Genomic DNA, 26299 nt, shown 5'->3' with positions numbered 1-26299 from the left:
GCCCCGTGCGCCTTGCCCTTGAACCTGCTCACAACGGCCGCTCGAATCATGTTTGCTTCGCCTCGGACAGCGTCCTAAATGGCCCGTTCCCGCCGCGCCGCCCAACCCCTGTTCCCGCGCGGACCGGGGCTGGGCTTTCGCACCCTTTTGCTGCTGGTGCTGTCCTTCGGGCTCTGGTTTGCCGACCAGCGCAGCCCGGATCTGCTGTTGCAGGTCCGCGGCGGCATCCAGTGGCTGCTGCAACCGGTGCAGTGGCTGGCCGCCGTCCCGCAGGGGGTGAGCAATGCCACCGCCGGGGTGCGCTCCTACCAGTCGCTGCTGAGCGAAAACCGCCAGCTCAAGGAAGAGCAGCTCAAGCAGCAGGCGCGCCTGCTGCGCTTCGCCGCGCTGGAGGCGGAGAACCGCCGCATCCGCCAGCTGCTGGCCTCGTCCTCGGCGCTGGAAGAAAAAGTGCTGATCGCCGAGATCGTCGCCACCAGCCAGGACCCCTACCGCCACCAGATCAGTCTCAACAAGGGCGAGAAGGACGGCGTCTACCTCGGCCAGGCGCTGGTCGACGCCTACGGCGTGATGGGCCAGGTGATCCGGGTCTACCCCTCCGGCTCCACGGCGATGCTGATCACCGACCCCGGCCACGGCATCCCGGTGGAGATCAACCGCACCGGCCTGCAGACCATCGCCCGCGGCGGTGGCGATGGCCGGGTGCTGACCCTGCCCTTCCTGCCCGGCAATGCCGACGTCAAGGTCGGCGATCTGCTGGTGTCGTCCTCGCTGGGCGGGCGCTTTCCCGGAGGCTATCCGGTCGGCGAGATCTTCGACGTGCGGCGCACCACCGGCGAGCACTTCATGCAGGCCAGCGCCTACCCGGCAGCGCGGCTCGATCAGGGCCGCCAAGCCCTGCTGGTGTGGAGCCAGCGGCCAGAGCCGGTGGAGGCTCCCGCCGAAGCCGAGCCTGCCGCCGTCCCGCCGGCGTCGCCGCCGAAGGCGAACAAGCCATGACCGCCGCCCTCACCCGCAGCCTGTTCGCCCTCAGCCTGCTGATCGCCCTGATGCTGCAGATCGTGGCCCTGCCCGACGCCCTCGCCGCGCTGCGGCCGATGTGGGTGGCCCTGCTGATCGGCTACTGGGCCTTCTACGGCCCCAACCTGCCGATGACTCTCATCGCCTTCCTCACCGGCCTGGCCTGCGACGCGCTCTACAACACGCCGCTGGGCCAGCACGCCATGGGCCTGATCCTGCTGGCCTACACCCTCACCCGCCTGCGCAGCTCGCTGGGGCTGTTCCCACTCTGGCAGCAGACCCTGACCCTGACGCCGGTCTGGGCGGTCTACGCGCTCTTGCAGTTCTGGTTTGACGGCATGGCCCGGCATTCCGCCGAGCCCAGCCTGCGCTTTCTGCCGATCATCACCACGGTGCTGTTCTGGCCGCTGGTGTGCAGCGTGATGGATGCGCTGCGCGGCCCCCGCGGCCGGCCATGAACAGCTACGACGCGCTCAAGGATCTCTACGAAGAGAAGCGCAATTTCTCCAGCCGGGTGCTGGTCGCGGCCATCGTCCTGCTGTTGCTGATCCTGTTGCTGATCGCCCGCCTCGCCGACTTGCAGGTGTTGCAGCACGACTACTACAGCACCCGCGCCGACGACAATCGCATGCGGGTGGTGCCGATGCCGCCGGTGCGCGGCCTGATCTACGACCGCAATGGCGCCCTGCTGGCGCAGAACCGGCCCTCGTTCAATCTCGAAGTCACCCGCGAGCAGGTCGAGGACCTCGACGCCCTGCTGGAGCAGCTGACCCCGGTGATGGGCCTCACCCCCGGCGACATCGCCCGCTTCAAGGACCGGGTGCGCAAGACCCCGCGCTACCGCGGCGTGCCGCTGCGCACCAACCTCAACCCGGAAGAAGTCGCCCGCTTCGAGATCAACCGCTACAACTTCAAGGGCGTGGACATCACCGCCGGCCTGTCGCGCACCTACACCATGGGCCCCACCGCCAGCCATGTGATCGGTTATGTCGGTGGCATCTCCGAGGCCGATTACGCCAAGCTCAACGAGCGCGACTACCAGGGCATCAACCAGATCGGCAAGCTGGGCGTCGAGAAGAGCCACGAGGACGAACTGCGCGGCGTACCCGGCGCGCGCATCGTCGAGGCCAATGCCGCCGGCCGGCCGCTGCGCGAACTGGAGCAGCGCCCCGGCGCACCCGGCCGCAACCTCTACCTGAGCCTCGACGCCCGCCTGCAGAACATCGCCGAGCGCGCGCTGGGCGAGCTGGACGGCGCCATCGCCGCCATCGATCCGCAGACCGGCGAGGTGCTGACTCTGGTCAGCAAGCCCGGTTTCGACCCGCACCCCTTCGTCGAAGGCATCAGCACCAAGAACTACCGCGCGCTGCAGAACGATCCCAGCCGGCCGCTCTACAACCGCGCCCTGCAGGGCACCTTCCCGCCCGGCTCCACCATCAAGCCGTTCATGACCTTCGCCGGCCTGCTTTACGGCGAGACCGACAACAACCAGCGCGTCACCTGCAACGGCACCTATTACCTGCCCAATTCCAGTCGCAAGTTCCGCTGCCACAAGCGCACTGGCCACGGCAGCCTGGACATGCCCTGGGCGCTGGCCAAGAGCTGCGACATCTTCTACTACCAGCTGGCGATCAACCTCGGCATCGATCGCATCGACGAGGTGATGGAGCAGTTCGGCTTCGGCAAGGCCACCGGCATCGACGTGCCCAACGAGCGCAGCGGCCTGTTGCCCTCGCGCGCCTGGAAACGCCGCGTGCGCAAGGAGCCCTGGTTCCCCGGCGAGACCCTCAACATCGGCATCGGCCAGGGCTATTGGCAGATCACCCCCTTGCAGATGGCGCAGGCCACCGCCCGGCTGGCGATGCGCGGCGGCGGTTTCGAGCCGCATCTGGTGCATGCCATCGAAGACCCGCTCACCGGCAACATCACCGGCGTACCCGCCAAGCCGCTGCCGGCCATGCCGGAGCGCGAGCCGCACGAGTACGACGACGTGATCGCCGCCATGGAGTTGGTCACCCACTCGCCCGGCGGCACCGCCTACCGCATCGGCAAGGACTCGCCCTACCGTATCGCCAGCAAGACCGGCACCGCCCAGGTCGCCGGCCTCTCGCAGGCCGACGAGGATGCGCCGGAACTCAACGCCACGCCCAAGCACCTGCGCGATCACGCCTGGTTCATCGCCTTCGCGCCCACCGACAAGCCGCGCATCGCCATCGCCGTGCTCGCCGAGCACGCCGGGCATGGCGGCAGCGTCGCGGCGCCGGTGGCGCGGCAGATCATGGATCAATACCTGCTGGGCAAGGTCCTCTATGCCACGGCGTCCCTGCCGGCGACACCGGACGAACCGGTGAGCGCCACCGAAGAAGGCGCGGAGACCGAGTTCGACGGCTTTGTCACGCCCAGCGAGCGCGGCTCTCAAACGCCGGCCGCAGCCACTCCCGCCGCGCCGCTGCTGACCATCCCGGCCCAGCGCCCGCCGGCGGCGGCTGGCGAGAACCCGGCCGACGCCATTGCGGTCGATGATGCCGAAGCCGGCTTCCAGGCGCCGCCGACGCCGCCGCCGGTGCAGGGCGACGCGGTCAATCCGCCGTCCGAGGACGACCCGGCCAAGCCGGCCGCTCCGCACTGAAGCCGCCGCACTGAGGCTATCGATGAATACCGGCACCGCCTTCACCCCCACGCCCCGCACGCCCGCCACCTGGAGCGAGCGCCTGCAGCGCCTGCACATCGACCTCTGGCTGCTGAGCCTGCTGGTGAGCATCGGCATCGTCGGCCTGGTGACGCTCTACTCGGCCTCCGGTCACTCGCTGGACGCGCTGCTGGCGCAGTTGCAGCGACTGCTGCTGGGCTTCATGGTGATGGCGGCGCTGGCGCAGGTGCCGCCCGACTATTACCGCGCCGCCGCGCCCTGGTTCTACGGCGTCGCCTGCGTGCTGCTGGCGCTGGTGCTGGTGCTGGGCGATCACGCCAAGGGCGCGCAGCGCTGGCTGGATCTCGGGGTGATCCGCTTTCAGCCTTCGGAAATGATGAAGCTGGGCATGCCGATGATGGTCGCCGCCTGGCTGCACGGCCGGCCGCTGCCACCGAGCTGGCGGGTGGTGCTGATCACCCTGCTGATCATCGCTTTTCCGGCGGTGATGGTGATGTTGCAGCCCGACCTCGGCACCGCCCTGCTGATCATCGTCTCCGGCGGCTTCGCCCTGTATCTGGGCGGGCTGGGCTGGCGCTGGATCTTGGGCGCCCTGGCCGCCGCCGCCGCCGCCGCGCCGGTGTTCTGGTACCGGATGCACGACTACCAGCGGCAGCGGGTGCTGACCTTCCTCGACCCCGAGCGCGATCCGCTCGGCACCGGCTATCACATCACCCAGAGCAAGATCGCCATCGGCTCCGGCGGCGTGTTCGGCAAGGGCTGGATGAACGGCACCCAGGCCAAGCTCGACTTCCTGCCGGAGTCGCACACCGACTTCATCTTCGCGGTGTACTCCGAGGAGATGGGCATGATGGGCGTGATCCTGCTGCTGACCCTCTACACCCTGGTGGTCGGCCGCGGCCTGTTCATCGCCCTGCGCGGGCACGACAGCTTCCAGCGCCTGCTCGCCGGCTCGCTGGCGCTGACCTTCTTCATCTACGTGTTCATCAACATGGGCATGGTCATGGGCCTGATGCCGGTGGTCGGCGTGCCCCTGCCCCTGCTCTCCTACGGCGGCACCTCCGCCGTCACCCTGCTCGCCGGCTTCGGTATGCTGATGTCCATCCATACCCACCGGAAGCTCCTGAGCTCGTGAGGCCCGCCGCCCTTTCCGCCCTGCTGCTGCTCGCCCTCGCCCAGGGCGCAGAGGCCGACTATCGCGAACACCCCAAGACCGCCGAGCTGCATCAGCGGCTGGTGCGTGACTACGGCTTCAGTGCGGCCGATCTGGTCAAGGTCGACGAGGCCCTGGCCCAGGCCGAGCAGCTGCCGCAGCTCATCCAGGCCGAGCGCCAGAACAAGGAAACCACCAGCGTCTACTGGGACGACTACCGCGCCCTGCACGTCTTCCCCAAGCAGGCCGAGCGCGGACTGCAACTGCTGCAGGACTACGCGCCCTACTTCGAGCGCGCCGAGGCCGAGTACGGCGTGCCACCGCCGGTGATCGCGGCGGTGATGGGCGTGGAAACCAAGTACGGCAGCTATACCGGCAAGCACCGGGTGCTGGATGCCCTGGTCACCCAGGGCTACGAGCACCCGACCCGGCAACCGTTCTTCTTCGGCGAACTGGCGGCCTATTTCGCCTTCTGCCGCAACTTCGGCTTCGAGCCGACGGCGGTGAAGGGCTCCTATGCCGGCGCGGTGGGCGCGGCGCAGTTCATGCCCAGCAATTATCTGAACCTGGCGGTGGACTATGACGGCGACGGCCGTGTCGATCTCTGGAGCATCCCGGATGCCATCGGCTCGATCGCCCGCTACTTCAACGCCTATGTGCCACCGGACCGGCCGGCCATGCACTGGCGCCGCGGCGAGCCGCTGCTGGCGCCGGTACGCACGGTGAGCCTCACCGGCGACGCGCCCGAGCGCAATCTGCGCAAGCCCAACGCCACCATCGCCGGCTGGAGGCAGTTCGGGGTGGAATCGGCCGCCGAGCTGAGCGCCGATCTGCCCGCGGGCCTGGTCGAGCTGCCGCGCCCGAATGGTCCCGAATACTGGCTGGCGCTGCCCAACTTCTACGCGGTGATGTCCTACAACCCGCGCATCTTCTACGCGATGGCGGTGACCCAGCTCGCCGCCGAGCTGCAACAGGCCCAGACCGGCTCGTGACCAGGACCGCCTGCCTAGCCGCTCTGGCGGCCCTGCTGCTCGTGGGCTGCGCCAGCAGTCTGCCGCCAGTCACCGGCGGCAAGACCGGCGGCACCCGGATGGCGCCAGTGGTGGCCGGCAAGCGCTGCGCCAACTGCCCGACGCCGGACAAGGACTACGCGCCCGACCGCGACGAGATTCCCGTCGACGTCGCCAATACCCCGGACGCGGTGCCGCGAGAGGAACCACGCAGCAAGTACGGCAATCCACCCAGCTACGAGGCGCTGGGCGAGCGCTACGAGGTGTTGCCGGAGATACCCCGCAATTTTCAGGAGCGCGGCCGCGCCTCCTGGTACGGCAAGAAATTCCACGGCCGGCGCACCGCCAGCGGCGAGAAGTACGACATGTTCGCGATGACCGCCGCGCACAAGACCCTGCCGCTGCCGACCTATGCGCGTGTCACCAACCTCGCCAACAACCTCAGCGTGGTGGTGAAGATCAACGACCGCGGGCCTTTCCACCCCGGCCGCATCGTCGATCTCTCCTATGCCGCGGCGGCCAAGATCGACCTGCTGCATCACGGCTCCTCGGACGTACTGCTGGAAGTGCTCACCACCGACCAGGGTAGCCAGTCGATCGAAAACAGCACTGGCCGTCCACGCTACCTGGAGGTTGGCCGCTTCGACGACCCCATCGAGGCCATCGCCCTGCAGGAGCGGCTCGGACGCATGGGCATAGGCCAGACCGAGCTGATCGCCACCCCCAGCGCCGCCGGCGATGGCGAAGAGCAGGTACTGCGCGCCGGCCCCTTCCGCGATTTCGCCAGCCTGGAAGCGGCACGGCGCAAGCTGCAGACCCAGAAGATCATGGCCAACCCGGTGGTCGAATAGCCGCCGCTGAACGATCTCTGAACCAGTCGCCGACGGCATCGCAGTAAACTATGTCATCGCCTCGCCATTCGTCTTGCAGCAGATCTCCTGGGCCGGCAATGCCAGAGCCAAACGTCCGCGCCTGGTTTTTCGCCCCAGCCTTAAAAATTCGCGCCGCCGCGACCTCTCTCACCTCACCTTTCCGGTTCTCGATGAAACGCTTCCTGCTTGCCCTCGCCGCCGCTACGGTTCTGACCACCGCCCAGGCCGCCATCCCCGATCCGCCGGCGCTCCAGGCCGCCAGCTGGGCGCTGCTGGACTTCCAGTCCGGGGAGCTGCTCGCCCAGAGCAATTCCGACTCGCGCGTCGAGCCGGCCTCGATCACCAAGGTGCTGACCACCTACATCGTCTTCGACGAGATCAAGAAGGGCCGGATCAAGCTCGACGACATGGCCTTCATCAGCGAAAAGGCCTGGAAGCAGGGCATCGACTCCAGCGAATCACGCATGTTTCTGGATGTCGGCTCGCGGGTACGGGTGGAAGACCTGCTGCACGGCGTCATCACCCAGTCCGGCAACGATGCCTCGGTGGCCCTCGCCGAGCATGTCGCCGGCGGCGAAGGCGCCTTCGCCGACCTGATGAATCAATACGCCGCCAAGATCGGCATGAAGAACAGCCACTTCATGAACGCGCCGGGCATGCCCGACCCCGAGCACTACACCACCGCGCACGACGTGACCCTGCTCGGCCGCGCGCTGATCCATGACTTCCCCGACTACTACAAGTGGTTCTCGCTGCCCGACTTCACCTACAACGGCATCAAGCAGGGCAACCGCAACATCCTGTTGACCATGGACCGCAGCGTCGATGGCATCAAGACCGGCCATACCGCCGCCGCCGGCTACTGCCTGCTGTCCTCGGCCAGCCGCGACGGCCGTCGCCTGGTGGCGGCGGTGATGGGCACCGAGAGCCAGAAGTACCGCGCCGAAGCCAGTCTGGAGCTGCTCAACTGGGGCTTCCGCTTCTTCGAGAGCGTGAAGCTCCTGGGCGCCGATCAGCCTTCCGGCAGCGTGCGGGTCTGGAAGGGCCTGGCCGACGACGTGCAGGTCGGCACGCTGGAGCCGATCTACCTTTCGCTGCCACGTGGCGCCGCCGAGAAGGTCGAGGCCAAGCCGCAGGTCGATGGCACCCTGATCGCGCCGCTGAGCCAGGGTCAGCGCGTCGGTACCGTCAACATCTCGGTGGACGGCAAGCTGGTGAAGAGCGAGCCCCTGGTGGTGCTGCAGGCGGTGGAGGCCGGCAGCTGGTGGAAGCGGCTGATTGACACCATCCGCCTCTGGTTCGCTTGAGCTTGTGAATAAATCTACTGCGCTGCCCATTCGCCGCCTCATGCGGTGCTCGCAATCCTCACGCACACAAGTGCGCTGCGGTTGCTGCGCTCGCCGAACCTTTAGTCGGTTCGGCTCATTGCGACTGGGCATGCTCGCTACGATTTCTTCACAAGCTCTAAGTCTCAAATAGCGTGGACGAAATCCGCGTCCGGCATCTCGGCAGCGTCGCCTACGAAGACAGCTTCGAGGCGATGCGCCGCTTCAACCAGGCGCGTGGGCCGGAAACGCCAGACGAGATCTGGCTGCTGGAACATCCGCCGGTCTACACCCAGGGTCAGGCCGGCAAGCCCGAGCATCTGCTGATGCCGGGCGACATCCCGGTGGTGCAGAGCGATCGCGGCGGCCAGGTGACCTATCACGGCCCAGGCCAGCTGGTGGCCTATCCGCTGATCGACATCGTCCGTCGCGGCTACGGCGTGCGCAGCCTGGTCAGCCGCATCGAGCAGGCGATGGTCGATACCCTGCTTGGCTATGGCATCGCCGCCTACGCCGACCGCGAAGCGCCGGGGGTCTATGTCGATGTCGCCGGGCGGCGGCACAAGATCGGCTCTCTGGGCCTGAGGGTGCGCCAGGGTCGCAGCATGCACGGCCTGTCGCTGAACGTGGCGATGGACCTGGAGCCGTTCTCGCGCATCAATCCCTGCGGCTACAGCGGCTTGGCGATGACCCAGGTCGCCGACCTTGGCGGACCGGCGACGGTGTCGGCGGTGGCGGAAGACCTGGTGCCGCAACTGCTCCGGCAGTTGCAGGCAGCCCCTTCAAACCCGGTGGGCCGCTAGCGAATCAAACCACCTGGCAGTGTCGGCAGGCTGGGCATCGGCGGCATCAAGGGTTCCAGCGCAGGTTGCTCGGTTTGCGGGCAATCTGGCGAACGTGGCTGTTGCCACTGTTCGCGGTGCCGGCAGTCGGCGAGGAAATCCGCCCATTGTTGGCTCGGCATCGTACTGGCGCCCTGCCGCCGCGGCGCATGATCGGTGCAGGCGGTCAGCAGTAGCCCGGCGGTCAGCGGCGGCAACAACGGAAGGAACCGATGGCGCATGGCGGCATCCAATAAGGCGTGCGAGACGTAGGCACAATCACCAAATGAATCAGGGGCCGCCGGCCGAATCGCATACAATACCGCCCGGTAACATTTATGCCCCTGCAACTTCGCTACTTAACGCTGCTCAGGCCCATCAGTTGACGCTCTCCGCATGACCAATGACTCCAACAGCGCCCTGGTGCGCGTGCGGGGCCTCAAGTTCTCGCACGGCCCGCGCGTTATCTACGACGGAATCGATCTCGACATCCCGCGCGGCAAGGTCACGGCCATCCTCGGCCCTTCGGGCTCCGGCAAGACCACCCTGCTGCGCCTGATCGGCGGCCAGTGGCGGCCGAGCGCCGGCCAGATCCACTTCGACGGCACCGACGTCCACGCCATCTCGCGGCCGCAGCTGTTCGAGCTGCGCAAGCGCATGGGCATGCTGTTCCAGAACGGCGCCCTGCTCACCGATCTCAGCGTGTTCGAGAACGTCGCCTTCCCGCTACGCGAGCACACCGCGCTGCCGGAGGCGCTGATCCGCGATCTGGTGCTGCTCAAGCTCAATGCCGTGGGTCTGCGCGGCGCCCGCGACCTCTACCCCGAGCAGCTCTCCGGCGGCATGTCGCGGCGCGTGGCGCTGGCCCGCGCGGTGGTGCTCGACCCGCAATTGGTCATGTACGACGAACCCTTCACCGGCCAGGATCCGATCAGCATGGGCGTACTGATGCGCCTGATCCGCTCGCTCAACGACGCGCTGGGCCTGACCAGCATCGTGGTCAGCCACGACGTGCAGGAAGTGATGTCGATCGCCGACCAGGTCTACGTGATCGCCGGCGGCAAGGTGCTGGGCGTCGGCGAGCCCGACACCGTGCGCCACTCCGAATCGCCCTGGGTGCAGCAGTTCCTGCGTGGCGAGCCGGACGGCCCGGTGCCCTTTCACTACAAGGCGGCGCCCTACGCCGACGATCTGCTGGGAGCGCGCAAGTGAGCGCCATCAGCAGCTTCCTGCAAAGTCTGGGGCGGGCGCAGTTCTTCCTGTTCAGCCTGCTCCTGGCGGTGCCGCAAACCTTGCTGCGGCCGCGCCTGCTGGCCCAGCAGATCTACTCGGTGGGCGTGCTCTCGCTGGTGATCGTGGTGCTGTCCGGCAGCTTCGTCGGCATGGTGCTGGCCTTGCAGTTCTATCACACGCTGCAGCTGTTCGGCTCGCCGGAATCGCTGGGCGTGGCGGTGGCCCTGGCGGTGGTGCGCGAGTTTGGTCCGGTGGTTACCGCGCTGCTGTTCGCCGGCCGCGCCGGCTCGGCGCTGGCGGCGGAGATCGGCCTGATGAAGGCCACCGACCAGCTCTCCGGCATGGAGATGATGGCGGTGGACCCGATGCGCCGCGTGGTCGCGCCGCGCTTTCTGGCCGGCCTGATCTCGATGCCGCTGCTGGCCTTCATCTTCAGCATGATGGCGATCGGCGTCGCCGGCGGCCACGCCATCGGCGTCAGCCTGCTGGGCGTTGACGCCGGTAGCTACTGGGCCGGCATCCGCGAGTCGCTGGAATTCGAGGACATCCGCCAGGCCATGATCAAGAGCCTGGTGTTTGGCCTCGCCTGTTCCTGGATCGCGGTCTACCAGGGCTATCACGCCGAGCCGACCTCCGGCGGCGTGGCCCGCGCGACCACCAATACCGTGGTGATCTCCTCGTTGGCGGTGCTTGCGCTCGACTTCGTGCTCACCGCGTTGATGCTTTAGACGTTTTCGACATTCACTTCGGATTCAGTACCTCCGTTTACAGGATTGATGCCATGCATTCCCGCGCTCTGGAAATCCTCGTCGGCTTTTTCGTCTGTCTCGGCGTCGCCGCCGTGCTGGTGCTGACCCTGCGGGTCGCCAGCCTCAAGGACGTCGGCGGCAGTGAGGGCAGCTATACCGTCACCGCCCATTTCGACAACATCGGCAAACTCTCGCCCGGCAACGCGGTGAAGATCGCCGGCGTCACCATCGGCCGGGTCAGCAAGATCAGCATCGACCCGACCAGCTTCGAGGCGGTGGTGAGCCTGGAAATCAGCAAGACGCAGACCAATATTCCCAAGGACTCCGGCGCCAAGATCCTCACCGCCGGCCTCCTGGGCGAGCAGTACATCGGCCTGGAGCCGGGTGGTGACGAGAACTCGCTGAAGGAAGGCGACGACATCAAGCTCACCCAGTCGGCCCTGGTACTGGAAAACCTGATCGGCCAGCTGGTGGCCTCGATGACCGAGAAAAAAGACGACAAGCTCGCCGAGGCGCTGGGCAAGCTCGCCGATGCCGTGGCACCAACAACAAAGAAGCCCTAGGAGGGTTCAATGAAACGCTTACTGCTACCTCTGCTGTTACTCCTGGGTCTGGGCAGCGCCCAGGCCACCCCCTTGGCCCCGGATGACACCGTCAAGCAGGCCACCGAAGAGATGCGCGATCTGATCCGCGCCAATCATCAGGCCTACTCGTCCGACAAGGCGAGTTTCTACTCTGTGGTCGATGAAAAGCTGGTGCCGCACTTCGACGTGCGCTACATCGCCCAGCTGGTGCTCGGCAAGAACTGGCGCACCGCCAACGAGGACCAGCGCACGCGCTTCGCCAATGCCTTCAAGAACTCGCTGATCCGCAGCTACGCCGACGCGCTCCTGGAAAACTACGACTCGGTGGAAGCGGAGTTTCAGCCGCTGCGCCTGGCCGCCGATGCCAACGACGCCACCGTGCGCGCCAAGCTGATCCGCAAGAACGCACCTCCGGTGAACCTGGCCTTCGCCATGCGTCCTGGCAGCAATGGCGAATGGAAGATCTACGACGTGATCATCGAAAATCTCTCGCTGGTCACCAACTTCCGCAGCCAGTTCAATGCCGAGATCAAGAAATCTGGCCTCGACGGCCTGATCCAGCGCGTCGAAAGCGGCAGCGACTACCTCAAGGAAGGCGCCAAGGGCGCCTGATGAGCACCGCCATGAGCAGTGTCCGCATCACTGGCGAGCTGAGCATGCGCACCGTGCCGCAGCGCCTGGCCGAGGCCAGCGCATGGGCGCGCGCCGGCAGCCTGGACCTGTCCGGCGTGACCCAGACCGACAGCGCTGCCCTGGGCCTGCTGCTGGAACTGACCCGCCGCGCCCGGGCCGCCGGCCTGCCGCTGCGCTTCACCGGCCTGCCGCCGCAGCTGTTGGCGCTGGTACGCTTCTTTGAACTGCAGTCGGTACTCACTGTCACGGAGTCCGCATGAATTTCCGCTTTCTCAGCCTGGCGCTGGTGCTGGCCCTGTCTGCCTGCGCCCACACGCCGCCCGACGATCCGGCCGACCCGCTGGAGCCGTTCAACCGCGCCATGTTCCGCTTCAACCGCACCGCCGACCGCTATGTGCTGCGGCCGGTGGCCAAGAGCTATGGCGAAGTAATGCCAAACGTCGCCCAGCGCGGCGTCAGCAACTTCTTCAACAACCTCAAGGAGCCGCGCAACATCGTCAACGGCCTGCTGCAGGGCAAGCCCTTGCAGGCGGCGTCTGACACCGGCCGTTTCCTGCTCAACTCCACCGCTGGTTTCGTCGGCCTGATGGACGTCGCCACCGACGCCGGCATGCCGCGCCACGACGAAGACTTCGGTCAGACCCTGGGCCGCTACGGCGTCGGTCCCGGCTGGTATCTGATGCTGCCCATCCTTGGGCCCACCACCAATCGCGACCTGCTCGGCCGTGGCGGCGACTACTACACCGGCACCAGCCCCTACATCGAGTCCGAGGTGAATCTGCCGATGAACGCGCTGGATCTGGTCGACACCCGCTCGCGCTACCTAAGCGCGGACTCGCTGATCGACAACGCCATCGACCCCTACATTTTCGTGCGCACCGCCTATCTGCAGCAGCGGCTGGGCAAGGTCTACGACGGCAATCCGCCACGCGAGCTGATGTACGGCGACGAGGGCGACTAGGCTTCTCTCCCCCGACATGAAAAGGCCGCCCGAGGGCGGCCTTTTCATGTCTGCCCAGCCCGAGCTACTTCACCCAGGCGCGGGCGTTCTCGAACATCCGGAACCAGGGCGTCTTTGCACCGTTCGCCTTCGGCCACCAACTGCCAACGGTGCCAGCGATTAGTGCGCGAGGGGTGGCGCCTGAGGAGCGCAGGGCCGCGTAGCAGCCCCGCGACGATGGCGCCCAGCCCGAGCTACTTCACCCAGGCGCGGGCGTTCTCGAACATTCGGAACCAAGGCGTCTTCGCACCGTTCGTCTTTGGCCACCAACTGCCGACGGTGCCGGCGATCGTGCGCTCGGGATGCGGCATCAGGATGGTCACCCGGCCATCGGCGTTGCAGATCGAGGTGATGCCCTCCGGCGCGCCATTGGGGTTGGCCGGGTAGTGGCTGGCGACCGCGCCGGCATTGGTGACGAAGCGCATCGCCAGCTGGCCGTTGGCCTTGAGCGCGGCGAGATCGGCGGCGGCGCGGAACTCCGGCCGGCCCTCACCGTGCGCCACCGCCACCGGCAGGCGTGAGCCTTCCATGCCGGCGAAGAACAGGCTCTTCGAGGGCAGCAGTTCGACCATGCTCCAGCGCGCTTCGAACTGCTGGCTGCGATTGCGACGGAACAAGGGCCAGTGCTCGGCACCCGGCACGATGGACTGCAGGGCCGCCATCATCTGGCAGCCGTTGCAGACGCCCAGCGCAAAGCGCTCGGGATTGGCGAGAAAGGCCTGGAACTCCTCGCGCGCGCGCTCATTGAACAAAATGCTGCGCGCCCAACCCTGACCGGCGCCCAGCACATCGCCGTAGCTGAAGCCGCCGCAGGCGGCGAAGCCAGCGAAGTCGGCGAGCCGCACGCGGCCTTCGAGCACGTCGGACATGTGCACGTCCACGGCCTCAAAGCCGGCGGCGTGGAAGGCATAGGCCATCTCGATATGGCCGTTGACCCCCTGCTCGCGCAGGATCGCCACCTTCGGCCGCTTGCCCAGCACCGGCGCCAGCACGCGCGGCGACGGATCGAAACCCAGCCTGACCGACAGACCCGGATCGTGCGGCGCACCGGTGGCGGCGAATTCCTCGCGTGCGCAGTCCGGGTGATCGCGCAGCGCAGCCATGCGGTAGCTGGTCTCGGCCCAGGTCTTGTGCAGCGGCTCCAGGGTGTCGGCGAACAGCTCGCGGGCTCCGTGCTTGAAGCGCACATAGTCCTCGGCGGTCGGCTCGCCGATCTGCGCCACCGTCAGGCCCGCAGCCTCGGCCTCGGAAATCACCGCGGCGACATCGGCGGCGCGCAACTGCAGCACCATGCCCAGCTCTTCGTTGAACAGGGCCGCCAGCGGATCGGTGCCCAGGCCCTCCAGCTGCACGCTGACGCCGCTGCGGCCGGCCAGCGCCAGCTCGACCACGGCTACGAACAGGCCGCCATCGCTGCGGTCGTGGTAGGCCAGCACCCGGCCCTGCTGGTTGAGCTTCTGCACCAGCGCGAACGCGGCCTTGAGCTGCTCGGGCTGGTCGAGATCGGGAGCGACATCGCCCAGCTGCTGGTAGACCTGCGCCAGGATGCTGCCGCCCAGGCGGTTCTTGCCGTTGCCAAGGTCGATCAGCAGCAGCGCGGTGGCCGGCTCTGCGGCCAGCTGCGGGGTCAGCGACTGGCGCACGTCGATCACCGGCGCGAAGGCGGAGACGATCAGCGACAGCGGCGCGGTCTGGGTTTTGGCCTCGCCGTCCTGCTGCCACTGCGCCTTCATCGACAGCGAGTCCTTGCCGACCGGAATGGCGATGCCCAGCTGCGGCGCCAGCTCGGCGCCGACCGCCTTGACGGTGTCGAACAGGCGCGCGTCCTCATCGCCCTGGCCACAGGCCGCCATCCAGTTGGCGGAGAGCCGCACGTCGGCGAGCTTCTCGATGCGCGCGGCGGCGAGATTGGTGATCGCCTCGCCCACCGCCATGCGCCCGGAGGCGGGGGCATCGAGCAGGGCCAGAACGGGGCGCTCGCCCATGCTCATGGCCTCGCCGGTGGTGGCCTCGAAGCCGGTGGCAGTCACCGCGCAGTCGGCGACCGGCACCTGCCAGGGGCCGACCATCTGGTCGCGCACGGTGAGCCCGCCGACGGTGCGGTCGCCGATGGTGATGAGGAAGGACTTGGAGGCGACGCTGGGGTGACGCAGCACCCGCTGCGCCGCCTCCTTGACGTCGATGCCTGCGGTCGCCAGCGCCGGAAACCGCTGCGGCGCGCGCGTGCTGCTGCGGCGCATGCGCGGCGGCTTGCCGAGCAGCACCGGCATCGGCATGTGCACGGTGTCGCTGCCCAGCAGCGGGTCTTCCACCCGCAGCAGGCGCTCGGCGGTGGCGGTGCCGACCACCGCCATCGGGCAGCGTTCGCGGGCGCACAGGGTTTTCAGCAGCGCCACAGACTCCGGCGCCACCGCCAGCACGTAGCGCTCCTGCGATTCGTTGCACCAGATTTCCATCGGCGACAGCGCCGGGTCGGCGGCCAGCACCTCGCGCAGCTGGAAATGGCCGCCGCGGTCGTCGGCGTGCACCAGCTCCGGCAGGGCGTTGGAGATGCCGCCGGCGCCGACGTCGTGGATCGAGAGAATGGGGTTGCCCTCGCCCAGCGCCCAGCAGGCGTCGACCACTTCCTGGCAGCGGCGCTCCAGCTCCGGATTGGCGCGCTGCACCGAGGCGAAGTCGAGATCGGCGGTCTGCGCGCCGGTCGCCATCGAGGAGCCGGCGGCGCCGCCAAGGCCGATCAGCATCGCCGGGCCGCCGAGCACGATCAGCGCCGCGCCCTCGACCACCACCTTCTTCTGCACATGCTCGGCGCGGATGTTGCCGTAGCCGCCGGCAATCATGATCGGCTTGTGGAAGCCGCGTAGGCGCGAGCCTTCAGAACCACTGGCGCGGCCGTCCGGCGTGAGGGCTTCGTAAGTGCGGAAGTAGCCGGCCAGATTCGGGCGGCCGAACTCGTTGTTGTAGGCGGCGGCACCAATCGGCGCCTCCAGCATGATCTGCAGCGCGCTGGCCATGCGGCTCGGGTGGCCTAAGTCGGCCTCCCAGGGCTGGGTGAAACCGGGGATGCGCAGGTTGGACACCGAAAAGCCGCACAGGCCCGCCTTGGGACGACCGCCGAGGCCGGTGGCGGCCTCGTCGCGGATCTCGCCGCCGGCGCCGGTGGCGGCGCCCGGATGCGGGCTGATGCCGGTGGGGTGATTGTGGGTCTCCACCTTCATCAGGATGTGCACCGGCTCCGCGTGCTCGCGGTAGTGGTGGTCGGCCTCGGGGAAAAAGCGCATGGCCTGATGGCCTTCGACCACCGCGCAGTTGTCGGAGTAGGCCGAGAGCACGCCCTGCGGGCTGGCCTTGTAGCTCTCCTTGATCATCTGGAACAGCGACAGCGGGGCGGTCTCGCCGTCCACCGTGAACTCGGCGTTGAAGATCTTGTGCCGGCAGTGCTCGCTGTTGACCTGCGCGAACATCATCAGCTCGGCGTCGGTGAGGTTCTTGCCGGCCTTGCTGGCATAGTCGACGAGATAGGCGATCTCCTCGGCGGAGAGCGCCAGGCCCCAGTCCTTGTTGGCGGCTTCCAGCGCCGCCACGCCGCCACCGAGCACATCCACCGTGCGCAGCGGACGCGGCGTACCGACCGCAAACACGCTGGCCAGCTGCCCGGCCTCGCTCAGCACCGACTCCATCATCGGATCGTGCAGCTCGGCCAGGGCCGCCACCGGCAGGCTGGCGACGCCGGACAGCAACACCGCCCGGCCCAGCTCTACGCGCTTGACGCCGGACAGGCCACAGACCTTGGCGATGTCGGTGGCCTTCGAGGACCAGGGCGAGAGGGTGCCGACGCGCGGCACCACGTAGAGGGTGCCGTCGGCCGTCGGCAGCCGCTCCGGGCCTTCGCCGAGCAGGCGCCGTAGCTCGGCCTCGCTGGCCTCGCCGTCAACCAGGAAGAAGTCCTGCACCACCAGGCCCTTGAGGCCGGGAGCATGGGCCTGGAGCCGCTCCAGCAGGCGGGCCACGCGGAAATCGGAGAGGACGGTGGCGCTGGGGAGGATGTGCAGGGACATGGTCGCGAGGCGGCCTACGGCGGGCAGACCGCGATTTTACCAAGTTGGGGCGCCCATCCCCCGGCACCGACACCACTCTCTGCGTCCCCTCCCCCGCCTGCAGGGGAAGGTCAGGGTGGGGGCGACTCGGTCGCCGAGCCACTCCAGACAAGCCGGGGGCTACACTGCAAACCGCAAGGCCCGCGCCCGCAAAAGGTGCCGGCCGCAACCAGCCAGCCAAAGAGCCAACTAGGAATCCCACACATGAGTCTGCTGATCGCCGGTCTACTGCTATTTCTGGGCATCCACTCGGTGGCGATCTTCACGCCCGGCCTGCGCGCCGGCGCTGTCGAGCGCCTGGGTCTCTGGCCCTGGAAGGGCGTCTACAGCCTCGTCGCCATCGCCGGCTTCGCGCTGATCGTCATCGGCTACGGCCAGGCGCGGATGCAACCGGTCTGGCTCTATCAGCCGCCGGCCGGCCTGCGGCATCTGTCCATGCTGCTGATGCTGCCGGTGTTCCCTCTGCTGCTCGCCGCCTACCTGCCCGGCCGCATCCAGCGCGCCGCCAAGCACCCGATGCTGGTCGCCACCAAGCTCTGGGCGCTGGCGCACCTGCTCGTCAACGGCGGCCTGCACGATGTGCTGCTGTTCGGTGGCTTTCTCGCCTGGGCGGTCGCCGACCGCATTTCGGTGAAGCGCCGCGCCAACGTCGTGCCGCCGCCGGGCGCGCCGGCGACCGCTTGGAACGATGCGATTGCCGTCGTCGCCGGCCTCGCGCTCTACGTCGGCTTTGTGGTCTGGCTGCACCGGGCGCTGATCGGTGTTTCGCCGATGGCGGGCTGAGCCAAACAGGGTTCGGCGCCACGCCTACCGTCCTTCGCATTGGTTGCTACCGGTTCCTCTTCTGCTCGAAAGTCATCTTTCGCGGACACGAAATGATCGAAGGGTGGCTGAAGCGCATTCAAGCGGCACAGAGCGTCCTCTCATGCTGGCGCGACGTCGGTAGCGTCCGTCTGACGTTGCGCAATACGCGCTATAGACCGCACCTGGAAGCCGTGCACGGCCGCTAAGCTGAGTCAATTCCGTAGCTTCCGGCGCGCCCACAGTGACTGACCCCTTCATCCCCCAGCACTTTGAGACCTACTTTCTTCACCTGGATCCATGGATCGGGTCCTACCGTGACAAAAGCTTCTGTTTCCTGGGCATCCAGCGCGGCGAAGTCGTCGAGCTGGTCTCCGCCAATCTGTGGCTTCGCCACAGCCAGCAGTTGCGTGCTTTTCAGTTTCGGCTGGGAAATCTCGTCGCCGGTACGATCCCGCTGTCCGCCTTCCAACGCTCGGGACGAGAGTTGGTCGAGGCCCTCGCTGCCGGCGAAGCCGTATCACAGAAATCGACTGGTGATCGGTTCGTATTTCCAGTCAGCGCGCAGTCTGGCCTTCACGTACCGCCCCCGCAGCTGCAGGTTCCGGAGGCCATGCAGACTGGCAGAAGGGTCGCGATCCTGTCTGTACTTGGTGCCGACATCCCGGCAGAGCTGGTGCGGCCCGAAATCACCTGGGAGCTGCGCGCTGCCACCACGCCGTACGACTCACTCTCCGAACTTCTGGGATCGCTGGAACTGCCCGGAAACCTGGGCGGCCGGTGCCGTCTGGAGGTAATCGCGACAAGCCCGATCGAAGTCTCTATGAGCTCAACGGTCGATGGCGGCACCGCCAAGCTGGGCCTTTGGCTACCGAAGGGAATGCGAATTGATCGGGCGAAGATCAACTACCTTGTGCGCGACAAAGGGCGGGTCGTTGCGAGGAAATCCATCTCGGGAAGGGACCTTTTCTGGCAACCGAGCGGAGTAGATCGCGTCGGCATGAAGGAAGTCGAAATCCCGGTCGGCGCGCTATTGCAGTGTGTGGCGATCTATGCAGGCCAAGCTCATCACTCCTACTGGCTCGTCGATCCCCGCCACTTCCAGAATCCGCGCCTCAGCGCCTACGAGTCCGTCGACACCTCGATGACGCTCCTACGGTCGTACCTGCTGCCCGCGCCGCCCTACAAGGGCCATGTGCAGTCGCAGTTCGAGACCGCTGTGTGCTGGATGTTATGGCTGATGGGCTTTTCGCAGGTCCATATGGGCCTCGCAGACCAGGCAAAGGACGGCCCCGACGCAATTGTCGTCGCGCCCAACGGATCAATGGCGATTGTGGAGTGCACCATTGGCCTTCTGAAGGAAGACAGCAAGCTCGCAAAGCTCGCGAGGCGCGCTATCGTCGTCAAAGACCGTCTCGTTGCAGCAGGATTTGTCGCGACTCCGGTACTGCCGCTGCTTGTGACGTCGCTGCCCAGAGCGGAGGTGGCCGCAGAGCTGGAAGCCGCAACGGAGCAAGGGATCTTGGTATTGACGCGAGAGAACCTTGAGGCAGCCTTACAGGTCGACATTGTCGGTTTTCCCGATGGGGACCGAGCGTTCAAGCGAGCCATCGAGAATCTCACTGCGGCCCAGAACGAAATCCTTAAGAAGAAGGGCGGGGGGTCTGGAGAACTATTTCCAAGTTCATTCAGCAGCAGTTTGGGGTGAACGACAGTCCAAGCCAGCGTAGCCCGGATGCAATCCGGGATCTTCATCGGCACTGGCACAACCCCGGATTGCATCCGGGCTACCAGCGGGCCTAGCTCAGGCCTGGCGCAAAAACCGGTCAGTGAACTCATCCGCCGGAAACAAGCACTCCACCCGCAGATTGTCCGCCGTGAGGTCCAGCGGGGTGCCGAAGCTGCACAGCATGGTGATGAAGCTCAGGCTGACCTCGCCCAGACCCAGGCGGGTGGGCAGCACCGGCGCCAGCGGGGTCCACAGCTCGGCCAGGCGCCAGCGGGGCGGGATGCCGGGATAGGCCAGCACCGTCTCCAGCACCTCGGCCGCCGCCGGGCTCTCGCGGGCCTCGCGGATGGCGCGGGTGATCAGGCCCGGGCCGAGCTCGTCGAGGTTCTTGATGAAGGGGCGCAGGCCTTCGGGGTGAAAGGTCAGCTTCATGAGATTGGGCGGTGCCTCGCCGCAGACCCGCCGCCACAGCGCCGCCACGTCGCCGCCGGGGGCGATCAACGTCAGCAAGCGCTGGGTGGCGGCATTGGCCTGCAGCACGTTCCAGCCGGCATCCACCACCGCCGCGGGATAGGGCTCCTGTTGCTTGAGCAGCAGGGTGAGCGCCTGCCGCACCGGCGCCATGTCCGGACTGTGCAGCGGGCGCTCGGCGAACAGCGGCGCGAAGCCGGCGGCGATCAGCCAGCGATTGCGCTCGCGCAGCGGCAGCGCCAAGGCCTCCGCCAGTTGCAGCACCATCGCCCGGCTCGGCCTGGCCTTGGCGGATTCGAGAAAGCTGAGATGCCGCTGCGACAGGCCGGCATCGCCAGCCAGGGCCATCTGGCTATAGCCCTGCCCGCGCCGCCGCTCGCGCAGCAGGCCGGCGAAGTCGGCGGCGGGGTGAGCATGGGCGGCGGCGTCGACAGCAGTGGCGGCGGACTTGTTCATGGCGGCGATTCTGCGCCCGCACTGTCGCCGCCGGTATTACCTCGTGGGTCATCAAACCTCATTACCTGTCGGGTCGTTGAGCCGGGCGCGGTGCGGGCGGAGTCTGGCCGGGCAAACCCCAAACCCCGAAGGAGATGTGCCATGTCGCTGCCCCGCCCGCTGGTTCTCTTGCTCCTGCTGCCCTTCACCGCCTACTCGCTGTGGGTGCTTCAGACCGTCGGCTACTTCGGTCTGCTGAAAGCCCATATGCACCCCGCCGGCATCCAGGTGTTCACCGATCTGGTGCTGATGGGCGTGCTGGTGATGGTCTGGATGTGGCGCGATGCCCAGGCCAGCGGTCGCACCGTCTGGCCCTATCTGCTCATGACCCTGACGCTGGGCTCGATCGGCGCCCTGCTCTACCTGCTGCTGGCCCCGACTACCAGCAGCCGCCCGGCCAGCCGCGCGCCGGTGCACGGATGAGCCGGGCCGAGTTGGCGCTGGCCACCGCCCTGCTGCTGGCTGGGCTGCTCAACGCCCTGCCGGCGCTGGGCCTGCTCGGTCAGACGCAACTGCGGGCGCTGTACGGGCTGGAGGTGACCGACCCCAGCCTGCGCATCCTGCTGCGCCATCGCGCCCTGCTGTTCGGTCTGCTCGGCGGCGCGATGATCGCCGCCGCCTTTGTGCCGGCCTGGCGTGCGCCGCTGGCCGGCGCGGGGCTGTTGAGCATGCTGGGCTATGTGCTTATCGCCGGGCTGGAGGGCGGCGGCAACGCGGCCCTGCTCCGGGTGGCCTGGGCAGATGTGGTGGCCAGCCTGGTTCTAGGAGCGACGCTGATCTGGAACGGGCTCTAGGCCTTCAGACGATCTCGCGCCAGGACAGGCCCAGTTGCTGATCGGCGCACAGACACCAGGCGGGATCGTCTTCCAGGGCCTCGCAGATGGTGGAGCGTGCCAGCTCCGGCAGATTGTTCTTCTCGGACAAATGGGTGAGCACCAGATGCTGCAGGCGCTCACGCTCGATACCGCGCACCAGCGAGGCCGCCTGGGCGTTGGAGAGATGGCCGAGGTTGCCACCCACCCGCTGCTTGAGGCGCGGCGGATAGGGGCCGTTGGCGAGCATCTCAGGATCGTGATTGGTTTCCAGCAGCAGGGCGTCGCAGTCGCGCAGCACGTAGCGCACATGCGAGGTGATCGAGCCCAGATCGGAGACCACGCCGAGCTTGCGGCCGCCGTGCTCGAAGGCGAAGTGGCAGGGCTCGCGGGCGTCATGCGGCACCGGGAACGGCCGTATGGTCAGCGCGCCGATGTGGAAGGCCTCGTGCGGGCTGATGTAGCTGGCCTCGGGCACGTCCTTGTCGGTCCAGGCGGCATAGGTGCCACGGCTCAGGTAGACGGGCAGGTCGTAAGCGCGGGCCAGGCGGGCGACGCCGCCCAGGTGGTCGCCGTGCTCGTGGGTGACCAGGATGGCGTCGAGGCTGGCGACATCGAAGCCCAGGCGCGCGCAGCGGCTTTCGACTTCGCGCACCGCAAAGCCGCAATCGACCAGCACGCGGACACCGCCGGCTTCCACCAGCGTCGCATTGCCCTTGCTGCCGGAGCCCAGCATGGCAAAGCGGATCATGCCTTGCCGTCCCTGGCGCAACCGCAGTGCAGGATTACCCCCCAAACCAGCCAGGGCTGCGGACAGCGCATCAGTTCTTGCCGGCCGGGGTGAACATGGGGAAGGGCATCACCTTGCCGGACTCGCCACCGGCGGAGATGCGCGGCGTGTTCATCTTGCTCACCTCGTCGATGCGGACGATGGCATGCACCGGGATGTAGGTGCGCTCGACGTTCTCGAACTCGGACTTGAGCTTTTCCTCGCCGGGGTCGGCGATGATGCTGCTGCGCTCGCCGAACACCAGCTTCTCGACCTCGATGAAGCCCAGCAGGCCGCCGTGGCTGATGCCGCGCGCGTAAATCTCCCAGATCTGGTCCTGATGGCGGAAGGTGACTCGGTACAGGTTCTTGCTGTTGCTCATGGCACGCAGTCTATCGCGCCGCCCCCACCGAAAGCGCTGGCGAAAAACGCCTCAAGTCGGCCGGAATGCCGCCGCTAAGGGCCTGTTACCGCCGAGACTCCCATGCGCGATACCCGCACCTCCGAGTTGGTCGAATCCATCGTCCAGATCAGCCGTCAGAAAAATGGCGACGATCTGCGTCTGAGCCTGCTAAAGACCGTGATGGAGGCGCTGGACGCCAACGCCACGCGTTTCCTGCGCCATGTCCGCGCCCGCGGCGGCCAGACCTGGCTGGAAGACTTTCAGGCCCTGCGCTCGCCCAGCAGCCTCAACGGCTACGAGCTGAAGCTGTTCTCCAGCGCCACCGTGGAACTCAGCGAGCCGATGCGCCACTGCGTGGAAACCAGTCAGCCGCTGCAGTCGGCCAACGAAGAGGGTAGTCCGCTGTACATCCATCCGGTCATGGATGGCGGCGTGGTGCACGAACTGATCGTGGTCGAGGTGGCGCGCCACAATGACAACGATTTCCGCCTGACCAAAGCCATCGTCCAGCTCTACCAGAACTATCTGGACCTGGTGCGCGCCACCGAGCGCGACACCCTCACCGGCCTGCTCAACCGCCGCTCGCTGGAAACCAGCGTCAGCCGCCTGATGTACAGCGCCGCCCGCCATTCCAGCCGCCGCGGGCCGGAGGGCCAGCGGCCACCGCAGCACGGCGGCCGCTACTGGCTGGCGGTGATCGACATCGACCATTTCAAGCGGGTCAACGACAGCTTCGGGCACCTGTTCGGCGACGAGGTGCTGCTGCTGGTGGCGCGGGTGATGCAGCAGTGCTTCCGCACCGACGACCTGCTGTTCCGCTATGGCGGTGAGGAGTTCATCGTCATCCTCGAAGCCGAGACCCTGATCGAGGCGCAGGCCGCGCTGGAGCGCTACCGGCGCCAGGTGTCGTCCTACCGCTTCCCGCAGTTGGAACAGATCACCGTCAGTATTGGATTCGTCGAGCTCAAGCCGGAGGTGCTGATGAGCGATGCGGTGGGGCATGCCGACCAGGCGCTCTACCACGCCAAGGCCCATGGCCGGAACCAGGTCTGCGACTACGCGCAGCTGGTCAAGCAGCACGAGGCGCCCACCGCCCAGCTCAACTCGGCGGTAGACCTGTTCTAGTCACCGCCCGGACTACTTCTCCAGGCTACCCAGAAACAGCGCGTAGGCGGGATTGGCGCTCTCGTCCCAATAGGGATAGCCGAGGCTGGAGAGCGCCTCCCGGCATTCCCGCGACTGCCCGCGCGGCACCTGCAAGCCGACCAGCACCCGGCCGTAGGCAGCGCCGTGGTTGCGGTAGTGGAACAGAGAGATGTTGAAACGGGTGCCGATGGCGTTGAGGAAATCCAGGCAGGCGCCCGGGCGTTCAGGGAACTCGAAGCGGAACAGTTGCTCGTCCAGCAAGCCCGGCGCGCGGCCGCCGACCATGTAGCGGACATGGGTCTTGGCCATCTCGTCCTGGCTCAGATCCACCACCGGGTAGTCGAGCGCGCGCAACTGCGCGACCAGCTCGGCGGTCTCGGCGTCGCTGGCCACCTTGAAGCCGACGAAGACATGCGCCTCCTTGGGGCCGGCGTAGCGGTAGTTGAACTCGGTGACCACGCGGCGGCCGAGCTGCTTCAGGAAGCGCCGGAAGCTGCCGGCCTGCTCGGGGATGGTCACCGCCAGGATCGCCTCGCTGTGGTCGCCCAGCTCGGCGCGCTCGGCGACGTGGCGCAGGCGGTCGAAGTTCATGTTGGCGCCGGACACCACCGCCGCCAGGTTCAAGCCGCCGAGCCCGTGCTGCGCCACCCACTTCTTGAGCCCGGCCACACCCAGGGCGCCGGCCGGCTCGCAGATCGTGCGGTTCTCGTTGAAGCCGTCGCGGATCGCGGCGCAGATTTCATCGACATCCACCCGCAGCACCTCGTCGACCAGATGCCGGGCCACCCGCCAGGTCTCGGCACCGACCTGCTTTACCGCCACGCCGTCGGCGAACAGGCCGACCTGCTTCAACTCCACCCGCCGGCCGGCCTCGTGGGCGCGGGCGAAGCAGTCGGAATCCTCCGGCTCCACCGCGATCACCCGGGTCTTCGGGCTTTCCGACTTGATCCAGGCGGCGACGCCGGCCAGCAGGCCACCACCACCCACCGGGACAAAGATCGCGTCCAGCGGCGTCTCGCCGAGCTGCTCCAGCACCTCCTTGGCGATGGTGCCCTGGCCAGCGATCACGTCCGGATCGTCGTAGGGATGGACCATGGTCAGGCCGCGTTCGGCGATCAGCTGCTGGGCGTGCTCGAGCGCGTCGTCGTAGGCATCGCCGTGCAGCACCACCTTGCCGCCCAGGGCGCGGACCGAATCGACCTTGATCGTCGGCGTGGTGCGCGGCATGCAGATCAGCGCCGGGATGCCCAGACGCTTGCCGGCCAGGGCCACGCCCTGCGCGTGATTGCCGGCGCTGGCGGTGACCACGCCGCGGGCGCGCTGCTCGTCGGTGAGCCGGACGATCTTGTTGTAGGCGCCACGCAGCTTGAAGGAATACACCGGCTGCAGGTCTTCCCGCTTGAGCAGCACGCGGTTGCCCAGCCGGGCCGAGAGCTTGCGGGCCTCTTCCAGCGGCGTCACCTTGGCGACGTCATAGACCCGGGCCGCCTCGATGCGGGCGCGGTAGTCGGCCAGCAGCTTGGTGGTGGCGGCGTCGAAACGGCTTAGGGGGGCTTTCAGCTTCACGCGCGGGAGTCCTGTAGCGGCGAGGGTTTGGAGGCAATACCGAGGTCGGTCTGGCTTCGGGGGTCGCGTATGATACGCGGCGCTTTCCGGACCGCCCTTTCGCCTGCCCTACGCCACCACCGTGACCCTGCCAGCCCCCACCGCCCGCGTCGCCTTCATCGGCGGCGGCAACATGGCGGCCGCCCTGATCGGCGGCCTGCTCAAGACCGGCTGGCCGGCGGCGCAGATCGCGGTCGCCGAGCCCCTGGCGGCGCGCGCCGACTGGCTGCGTCAGCAGTTCGGGGTGCGGGTGGCCTCCAGCGCCGCCGAAGTCAGCGCCGACGCCGACGCCCTGGTGCTGGCGGTGAAGCCGCAGCAGATGCGCGAGGCCCTGGCCAGCGTCGCCACCAAGCCCGGCGCGCTGGCGCTGTCGATCGCCGCCGGCGTGCGCCTGGCAACCCTGCAACGCCTGCTCGGGCCAGGCCTCAGCTATGTGCGCACCATGCCCAACACCCCGGCCCTGTTCGGCGCCGGCATCACCGGCCTGTACGCGCCGCCGACCACCCCGGCCGCCACGCGCGAGCTGGCGCAGACCCTGCTCGCCGCCGCCGGCGCCTGCGTCTGGGTGGAGCGCGAGGAGGAGCTGGACGCGGTCACCGCCCTGTCCGGCTCCGGGCCGGCCTATTTCTTCCTGCTGGTCGAGGCCCTGCGCGAGGCCGGCAGCGCCCTGGGCCTGAAGCCCGAGGTCGCCGCCCAGCTCGCCGCCCAGACCTGCATCGGCGCCGCCCGCATGGTCGCCGAGGCGGGGCAGGATGTGAGCACCCTGCGCGCCAATGTCACCAGCAAGGGCGGCACCACCGAGGCGGCGGTGCAGCATCTTGAATCCGCCGGCCTGCGCGCCATCTTCGCCGAAGCGCTGGCGCGTGCCGATGCGCGCGCCAAGCAGCTGGGCGATGCCCTAGACCTCGCTCCCTAGAGCCT

General features: G+C 67.6%; 26 protein-coding genes. 20 read left to right on the top strand and 6 right to left on the bottom strand.

What is annotated here, in order from left to right:
• The first annotated feature begins 78 nt into the window (after window positions 1-78).
• The 8 genes from mreC (at window position 79) to lipB (ending at window position 8833) form a co-directional block, all read left to right on the top strand.
• Entirely contained in the window at window positions 79-999 is a 921-nt protein-coding gene (gene mreC, locus AC3WT6_RS17330) for a rod shape-determining protein MreC (protein ID WP_492654856.1), read from the top strand.
• Window positions 996-1478 (top strand): rod shape-determining protein MreD, encoded by a 483-nt coding sequence (gene mreD / locus AC3WT6_RS17325; protein WP_492654855.1) that lies wholly within the window; start codon window positions 996-998, stop codon window positions 1476-1478. The genes mreC and mreD overlap by 4 nt, the downstream gene beginning before the upstream one ends.
• The gene (gene mrdA, locus AC3WT6_RS17320) at window positions 1475-3649 is read left to right on the top strand and encodes a penicillin-binding protein 2 (RefSeq protein ID WP_492654854.1); all 2175 of its coding nucleotides are present in this window, start codon (window positions 1475-1477) and stop codon (window positions 3647-3649) included. Before mreD ends, mrdA begins: the two co-directional genes overlap by 4 nt.
• Window positions 3650-3671: 22 nt before the next feature.
• Window positions 3672-4805 (top strand): rod shape-determining protein RodA, encoded by a 1134-nt coding sequence (gene rodA, locus AC3WT6_RS17315; protein ID WP_492654853.1) that lies wholly within the window; start codon window positions 3672-3674, stop codon window positions 4803-4805.
• Window positions 4802-5815: a lytic murein transglycosylase gene (locus tag AC3WT6_RS17310; RefSeq protein WP_492654852.1), complete on the top strand. Its 1014-nt coding sequence runs from the start codon at window positions 4802-4804 to the stop codon at window positions 5813-5815. Before rodA ends, AC3WT6_RS17310 begins: the two co-directional genes overlap by 4 nt.
• Window positions 5812-6684, top strand: coding sequence for a septal ring lytic transglycosylase RlpA family protein (locus tag AC3WT6_RS17305; RefSeq protein WP_492654851.1), 873 nt, complete (start codon window positions 5812-5814; stop codon window positions 6682-6684). Before AC3WT6_RS17310 ends, AC3WT6_RS17305 begins: the two co-directional genes overlap by 4 nt.
• Window positions 6685-6875: 191 nt before the next feature.
• Window positions 6876-8012: a D-alanyl-D-alanine carboxypeptidase family protein gene (locus AC3WT6_RS17300; protein ID WP_492654850.1), complete on the top strand. Its 1137-nt coding sequence runs from the start codon at window positions 6876-6878 to the stop codon at window positions 8010-8012.
• 173 nt (window positions 8013-8185) lie between these two features.
• Window positions 8186-8833, top strand: coding sequence for a lipoyl(octanoyl) transferase LipB (lipB, locus tag AC3WT6_RS17295; protein WP_492654849.1), 648 nt, complete (start codon window positions 8186-8188; stop codon window positions 8831-8833).
• On the opposite strand, the gene AC3WT6_RS17290 is transcribed toward lipB, so the two are convergent.
• Window positions 8830-9093, bottom strand: a complete 264-nt coding sequence (locus tag AC3WT6_RS17290; protein WP_492654848.1) for a hypothetical protein — start codon at window positions 9091-9093, stop codon at window positions 8830-8832. The two genes, lipB and AC3WT6_RS17290, sit on opposite strands and share 4 nt — an antisense overlap.
• A 154-nt stretch (window positions 9094-9247) precedes the next feature.
• Between AC3WT6_RS17290 and AC3WT6_RS17285 the strand changes: the two genes are divergently transcribed.
• Genes AC3WT6_RS17285 through AC3WT6_RS17260 form a run of 6 tightly spaced genes read left to right on the top strand, consistent with a single transcriptional unit; the run spans window position 9248 to window position 13011 of the window.
• On the top strand, window positions 9248-10063 hold the full coding sequence (locus tag AC3WT6_RS17285) for an ABC transporter ATP-binding protein (RefSeq protein ID WP_492654847.1): 816 nt from the start codon (window positions 9248-9250) through the stop codon (window positions 10061-10063).
• A complete protein-coding gene (mlaE, locus tag AC3WT6_RS17280) occupies window positions 10060-10812 on the top strand; it encodes a lipid asymmetry maintenance ABC transporter permease subunit MlaE (protein WP_492654846.1) in 753 nt (250 codons plus the stop codon). The genes AC3WT6_RS17285 and mlaE overlap by 4 nt, the downstream gene beginning before the upstream one ends.
• Before the next feature lie 53 nt (window positions 10813-10865).
• The gene (mlaD, locus tag AC3WT6_RS17275; protein WP_492654845.1) at window positions 10866-11396 is read left to right on the top strand and encodes an outer membrane lipid asymmetry maintenance protein MlaD; all 531 of its coding nucleotides are present in this window, start codon (window positions 10866-10868) and stop codon (window positions 11394-11396) included.
• Between the two features lie 9 nt (window positions 11397-11405).
• On the top strand, window positions 11406-12029 hold the full coding sequence (locus AC3WT6_RS17270; RefSeq protein WP_492654844.1) for an MlaC/ttg2D family ABC transporter substrate-binding protein: 624 nt from the start codon (window positions 11406-11408) through the stop codon (window positions 12027-12029).
• Window positions 12029-12310: an STAS domain-containing protein gene (locus AC3WT6_RS17265; protein WP_492654843.1), complete on the top strand. Its 282-nt coding sequence runs from the start codon at window positions 12029-12031 to the stop codon at window positions 12308-12310. The genes AC3WT6_RS17270 and AC3WT6_RS17265 overlap by 1 nt, the downstream gene beginning before the upstream one ends.
• Entirely contained in the window at window positions 12307-13011 is a 705-nt protein-coding gene (locus tag AC3WT6_RS17260) for an MlaA family lipoprotein (protein WP_492654842.1), read from the top strand. Before AC3WT6_RS17265 ends, AC3WT6_RS17260 begins: the two co-directional genes overlap by 4 nt.
• Window positions 13012-13244: 233 nt before the next feature.
• Here the strand turns inward: AC3WT6_RS17260 and purL are convergent, their stop codons facing one another.
• Window positions 13245-17108, bottom strand: coding sequence for a phosphoribosylformylglycinamidine synthase (gene purL / locus AC3WT6_RS17255; protein WP_492654841.1), 3864 nt, complete (start codon window positions 17106-17108; stop codon window positions 13245-13247).
• A gap of 243 nt (window positions 17109-17351) precedes the next feature.
• On the opposite strand from purL, the gene AC3WT6_RS17250 reads away from it, so the two are divergent.
• Complete coding sequence (locus AC3WT6_RS17250) at window positions 17352-17930, top strand: NnrU family protein (protein ID WP_492654840.1); 579 nt, start codon at window positions 17352-17354, stop codon at window positions 17928-17930.
• A gap of 262 nt (window positions 17931-18192) precedes the next feature.
• Window positions 18193-19656 carry a hypothetical protein gene (locus AC3WT6_RS17245; RefSeq protein WP_492654839.1) on the top strand — a complete coding sequence of 488 codons (1464 nt, stop codon included), beginning with the start codon at window positions 18193-18195 and terminating at the stop codon, window positions 19654-19656.
• A gap of 96 nt (window positions 19657-19752) precedes the next feature.
• On the opposite strand, the gene AC3WT6_RS17240 is transcribed toward AC3WT6_RS17245, so the two are convergent.
• On the bottom strand, window positions 19753-20604 hold the full coding sequence (locus AC3WT6_RS17240; RefSeq protein WP_492654838.1) for a helix-turn-helix domain-containing protein: 852 nt from the start codon (window positions 20602-20604) through the stop codon (window positions 19753-19755).
• Between the two features lie 141 nt (window positions 20605-20745).
• Between AC3WT6_RS17240 and AC3WT6_RS17235 the strand changes: the two genes are divergently transcribed.
• Window positions 20746-21066: a DUF2834 domain-containing protein gene (locus AC3WT6_RS17235; RefSeq protein WP_492654837.1), complete on the top strand. Its 321-nt coding sequence runs from the start codon at window positions 20746-20748 to the stop codon at window positions 21064-21066.
• Window positions 21063-21437 (top strand): phosphopantetheine adenylyltransferase, encoded by a 375-nt coding sequence (locus AC3WT6_RS17230; protein ID WP_492654836.1) that lies wholly within the window; start codon window positions 21063-21065, stop codon window positions 21435-21437. The genes AC3WT6_RS17235 and AC3WT6_RS17230 overlap by 4 nt, the downstream gene beginning before the upstream one ends.
• A 4-nt stretch (window positions 21438-21441) precedes the next feature.
• On the opposite strand, the gene AC3WT6_RS17225 is transcribed toward AC3WT6_RS17230, so the two are convergent.
• Together AC3WT6_RS17225 and AC3WT6_RS17220 are read right to left on the bottom strand one after the other, a co-directional pair.
• Window positions 21442-22206 (bottom strand): MBL fold metallo-hydrolase, encoded by a 765-nt coding sequence (locus AC3WT6_RS17225; RefSeq protein WP_492654835.1) that lies wholly within the window; start codon window positions 22204-22206, stop codon window positions 21442-21444.
• 70 nt (window positions 22207-22276) lie between these two features.
• A complete protein-coding gene (locus AC3WT6_RS17220; RefSeq protein ID WP_492654834.1) occupies window positions 22277-22606 on the bottom strand; it encodes a DUF1820 family protein in 330 nt (109 codons plus the stop codon).
• A gap of 102 nt (window positions 22607-22708) precedes the next feature.
• On the opposite strand from AC3WT6_RS17220, the gene AC3WT6_RS17215 reads away from it, so the two are divergent.
• A complete protein-coding gene (locus tag AC3WT6_RS17215; RefSeq protein ID WP_492654833.1) occupies window positions 22709-23752 on the top strand; it encodes a GGDEF domain-containing protein in 1044 nt (347 codons plus the stop codon).
• Window positions 23753-23764: 12 nt separating this feature from the next.
• On the opposite strand, the gene ilvA is transcribed toward AC3WT6_RS17215, so the two are convergent.
• Window positions 23765-25291: a threonine ammonia-lyase, biosynthetic gene (ilvA, locus tag AC3WT6_RS17210; protein WP_492654872.1), complete on the bottom strand. Its 1527-nt coding sequence runs from the start codon at window positions 25289-25291 to the stop codon at window positions 23765-23767.
• A 169-nt stretch (window positions 25292-25460) separates the two neighbouring features.
• Here ilvA and proC point away from each other — a divergent pair, with 169 nt between their 5' ends.
• A complete protein-coding gene (gene proC / locus AC3WT6_RS17205) occupies window positions 25461-26294 on the top strand; it encodes a pyrroline-5-carboxylate reductase (RefSeq protein ID WP_492654832.1) in 834 nt (277 codons plus the stop codon).
• Window positions 26295-26299: the final 5 nt, after the last annotated feature.

The organism is Stagnimonas sp. FW305-C-60 (assembly GCF_058782965.1).
Note: the sequence above shows the minus strand (reverse complement) of the source record. Positions and strands in the feature narration are given on the sequence as shown.

Coding starts and splice junctions, on each gene's coding strand:
- AC3WT6_RS17230 (WP_492654836.1), top strand. CDS start 21,063: ATGAGCCGGGCCGAGTTGGCGCTGGCCACCGCCCTGCTGCTGGCTGGG.
- AC3WT6_RS17240 (WP_492654838.1), bottom strand. CDS start 20,604: ATGAACAAGTCCGCCGCCACTGCTGTCGACGCCGCCGCCCATGCTCAC.
- AC3WT6_RS17300 (WP_492654850.1), top strand. CDS start 6,876: ATGAAACGCTTCCTGCTTGCCCTCGCCGCCGCTACGGTTCTGACCACC.
- AC3WT6_RS17270 (WP_492654844.1), top strand. CDS start 11,406: ATGAAACGCTTACTGCTACCTCTGCTGTTACTCCTGGGTCTGGGCAGC.
- AC3WT6_RS17265 (WP_492654843.1), top strand. CDS start 12,029: ATGAGCACCGCCATGAGCAGTGTCCGCATCACTGGCGAGCTGAGCATG.
- mreC (WP_492654856.1), top strand. CDS start 79: ATGGCCCGTTCCCGCCGCGCCGCCCAACCCCTGTTCCCGCGCGGACCG.
- rodA (WP_492654853.1), top strand. CDS start 3,672: ATGAATACCGGCACCGCCTTCACCCCCACGCCCCGCACGCCCGCCACC.
- mlaD (WP_492654845.1), top strand. CDS start 10,866: ATGCATTCCCGCGCTCTGGAAATCCTCGTCGGCTTTTTCGTCTGTCTC.
- AC3WT6_RS17215 (WP_492654833.1), top strand. CDS start 22,709: ATGCGCGATACCCGCACCTCCGAGTTGGTCGAATCCATCGTCCAGATC.
- mreD (WP_492654855.1), top strand. CDS start 996: ATGACCGCCGCCCTCACCCGCAGCCTGTTCGCCCTCAGCCTGCTGATC.
- AC3WT6_RS17285 (WP_492654847.1), top strand. CDS start 9,248: ATGACCAATGACTCCAACAGCGCCCTGGTGCGCGTGCGGGGCCTCAAG.
- AC3WT6_RS17220 (WP_492654834.1), bottom strand. CDS start 22,606: ATGAGCAACAGCAAGAACCTGTACCGAGTCACCTTCCGCCATCAGGAC.
- AC3WT6_RS17225 (WP_492654835.1), bottom strand. CDS start 22,206: ATGATCCGCTTTGCCATGCTGGGCTCCGGCAGCAAGGGCAATGCGACG.
- AC3WT6_RS17290 (WP_492654848.1), bottom strand. CDS start 9,093: ATGCGCCATCGGTTCCTTCCGTTGTTGCCGCCGCTGACCGCCGGGCTA.
- AC3WT6_RS17260 (WP_492654842.1), top strand. CDS start 12,307: ATGAATTTCCGCTTTCTCAGCCTGGCGCTGGTGCTGGCCCTGTCTGCC.
- mrdA (WP_492654854.1), top strand. CDS start 1,475: ATGAACAGCTACGACGCGCTCAAGGATCTCTACGAAGAGAAGCGCAAT.
- AC3WT6_RS17235 (WP_492654837.1), top strand. CDS start 20,746: ATGTCGCTGCCCCGCCCGCTGGTTCTCTTGCTCCTGCTGCCCTTCACC.
- AC3WT6_RS17250 (WP_492654840.1), top strand. CDS start 17,352: ATGAGTCTGCTGATCGCCGGTCTACTGCTATTTCTGGGCATCCACTCG.
- purL (WP_492654841.1), bottom strand. CDS start 17,108: ATGTCCCTGCACATCCTCCCCAGCGCCACCGTCCTCTCCGATTTCCGC.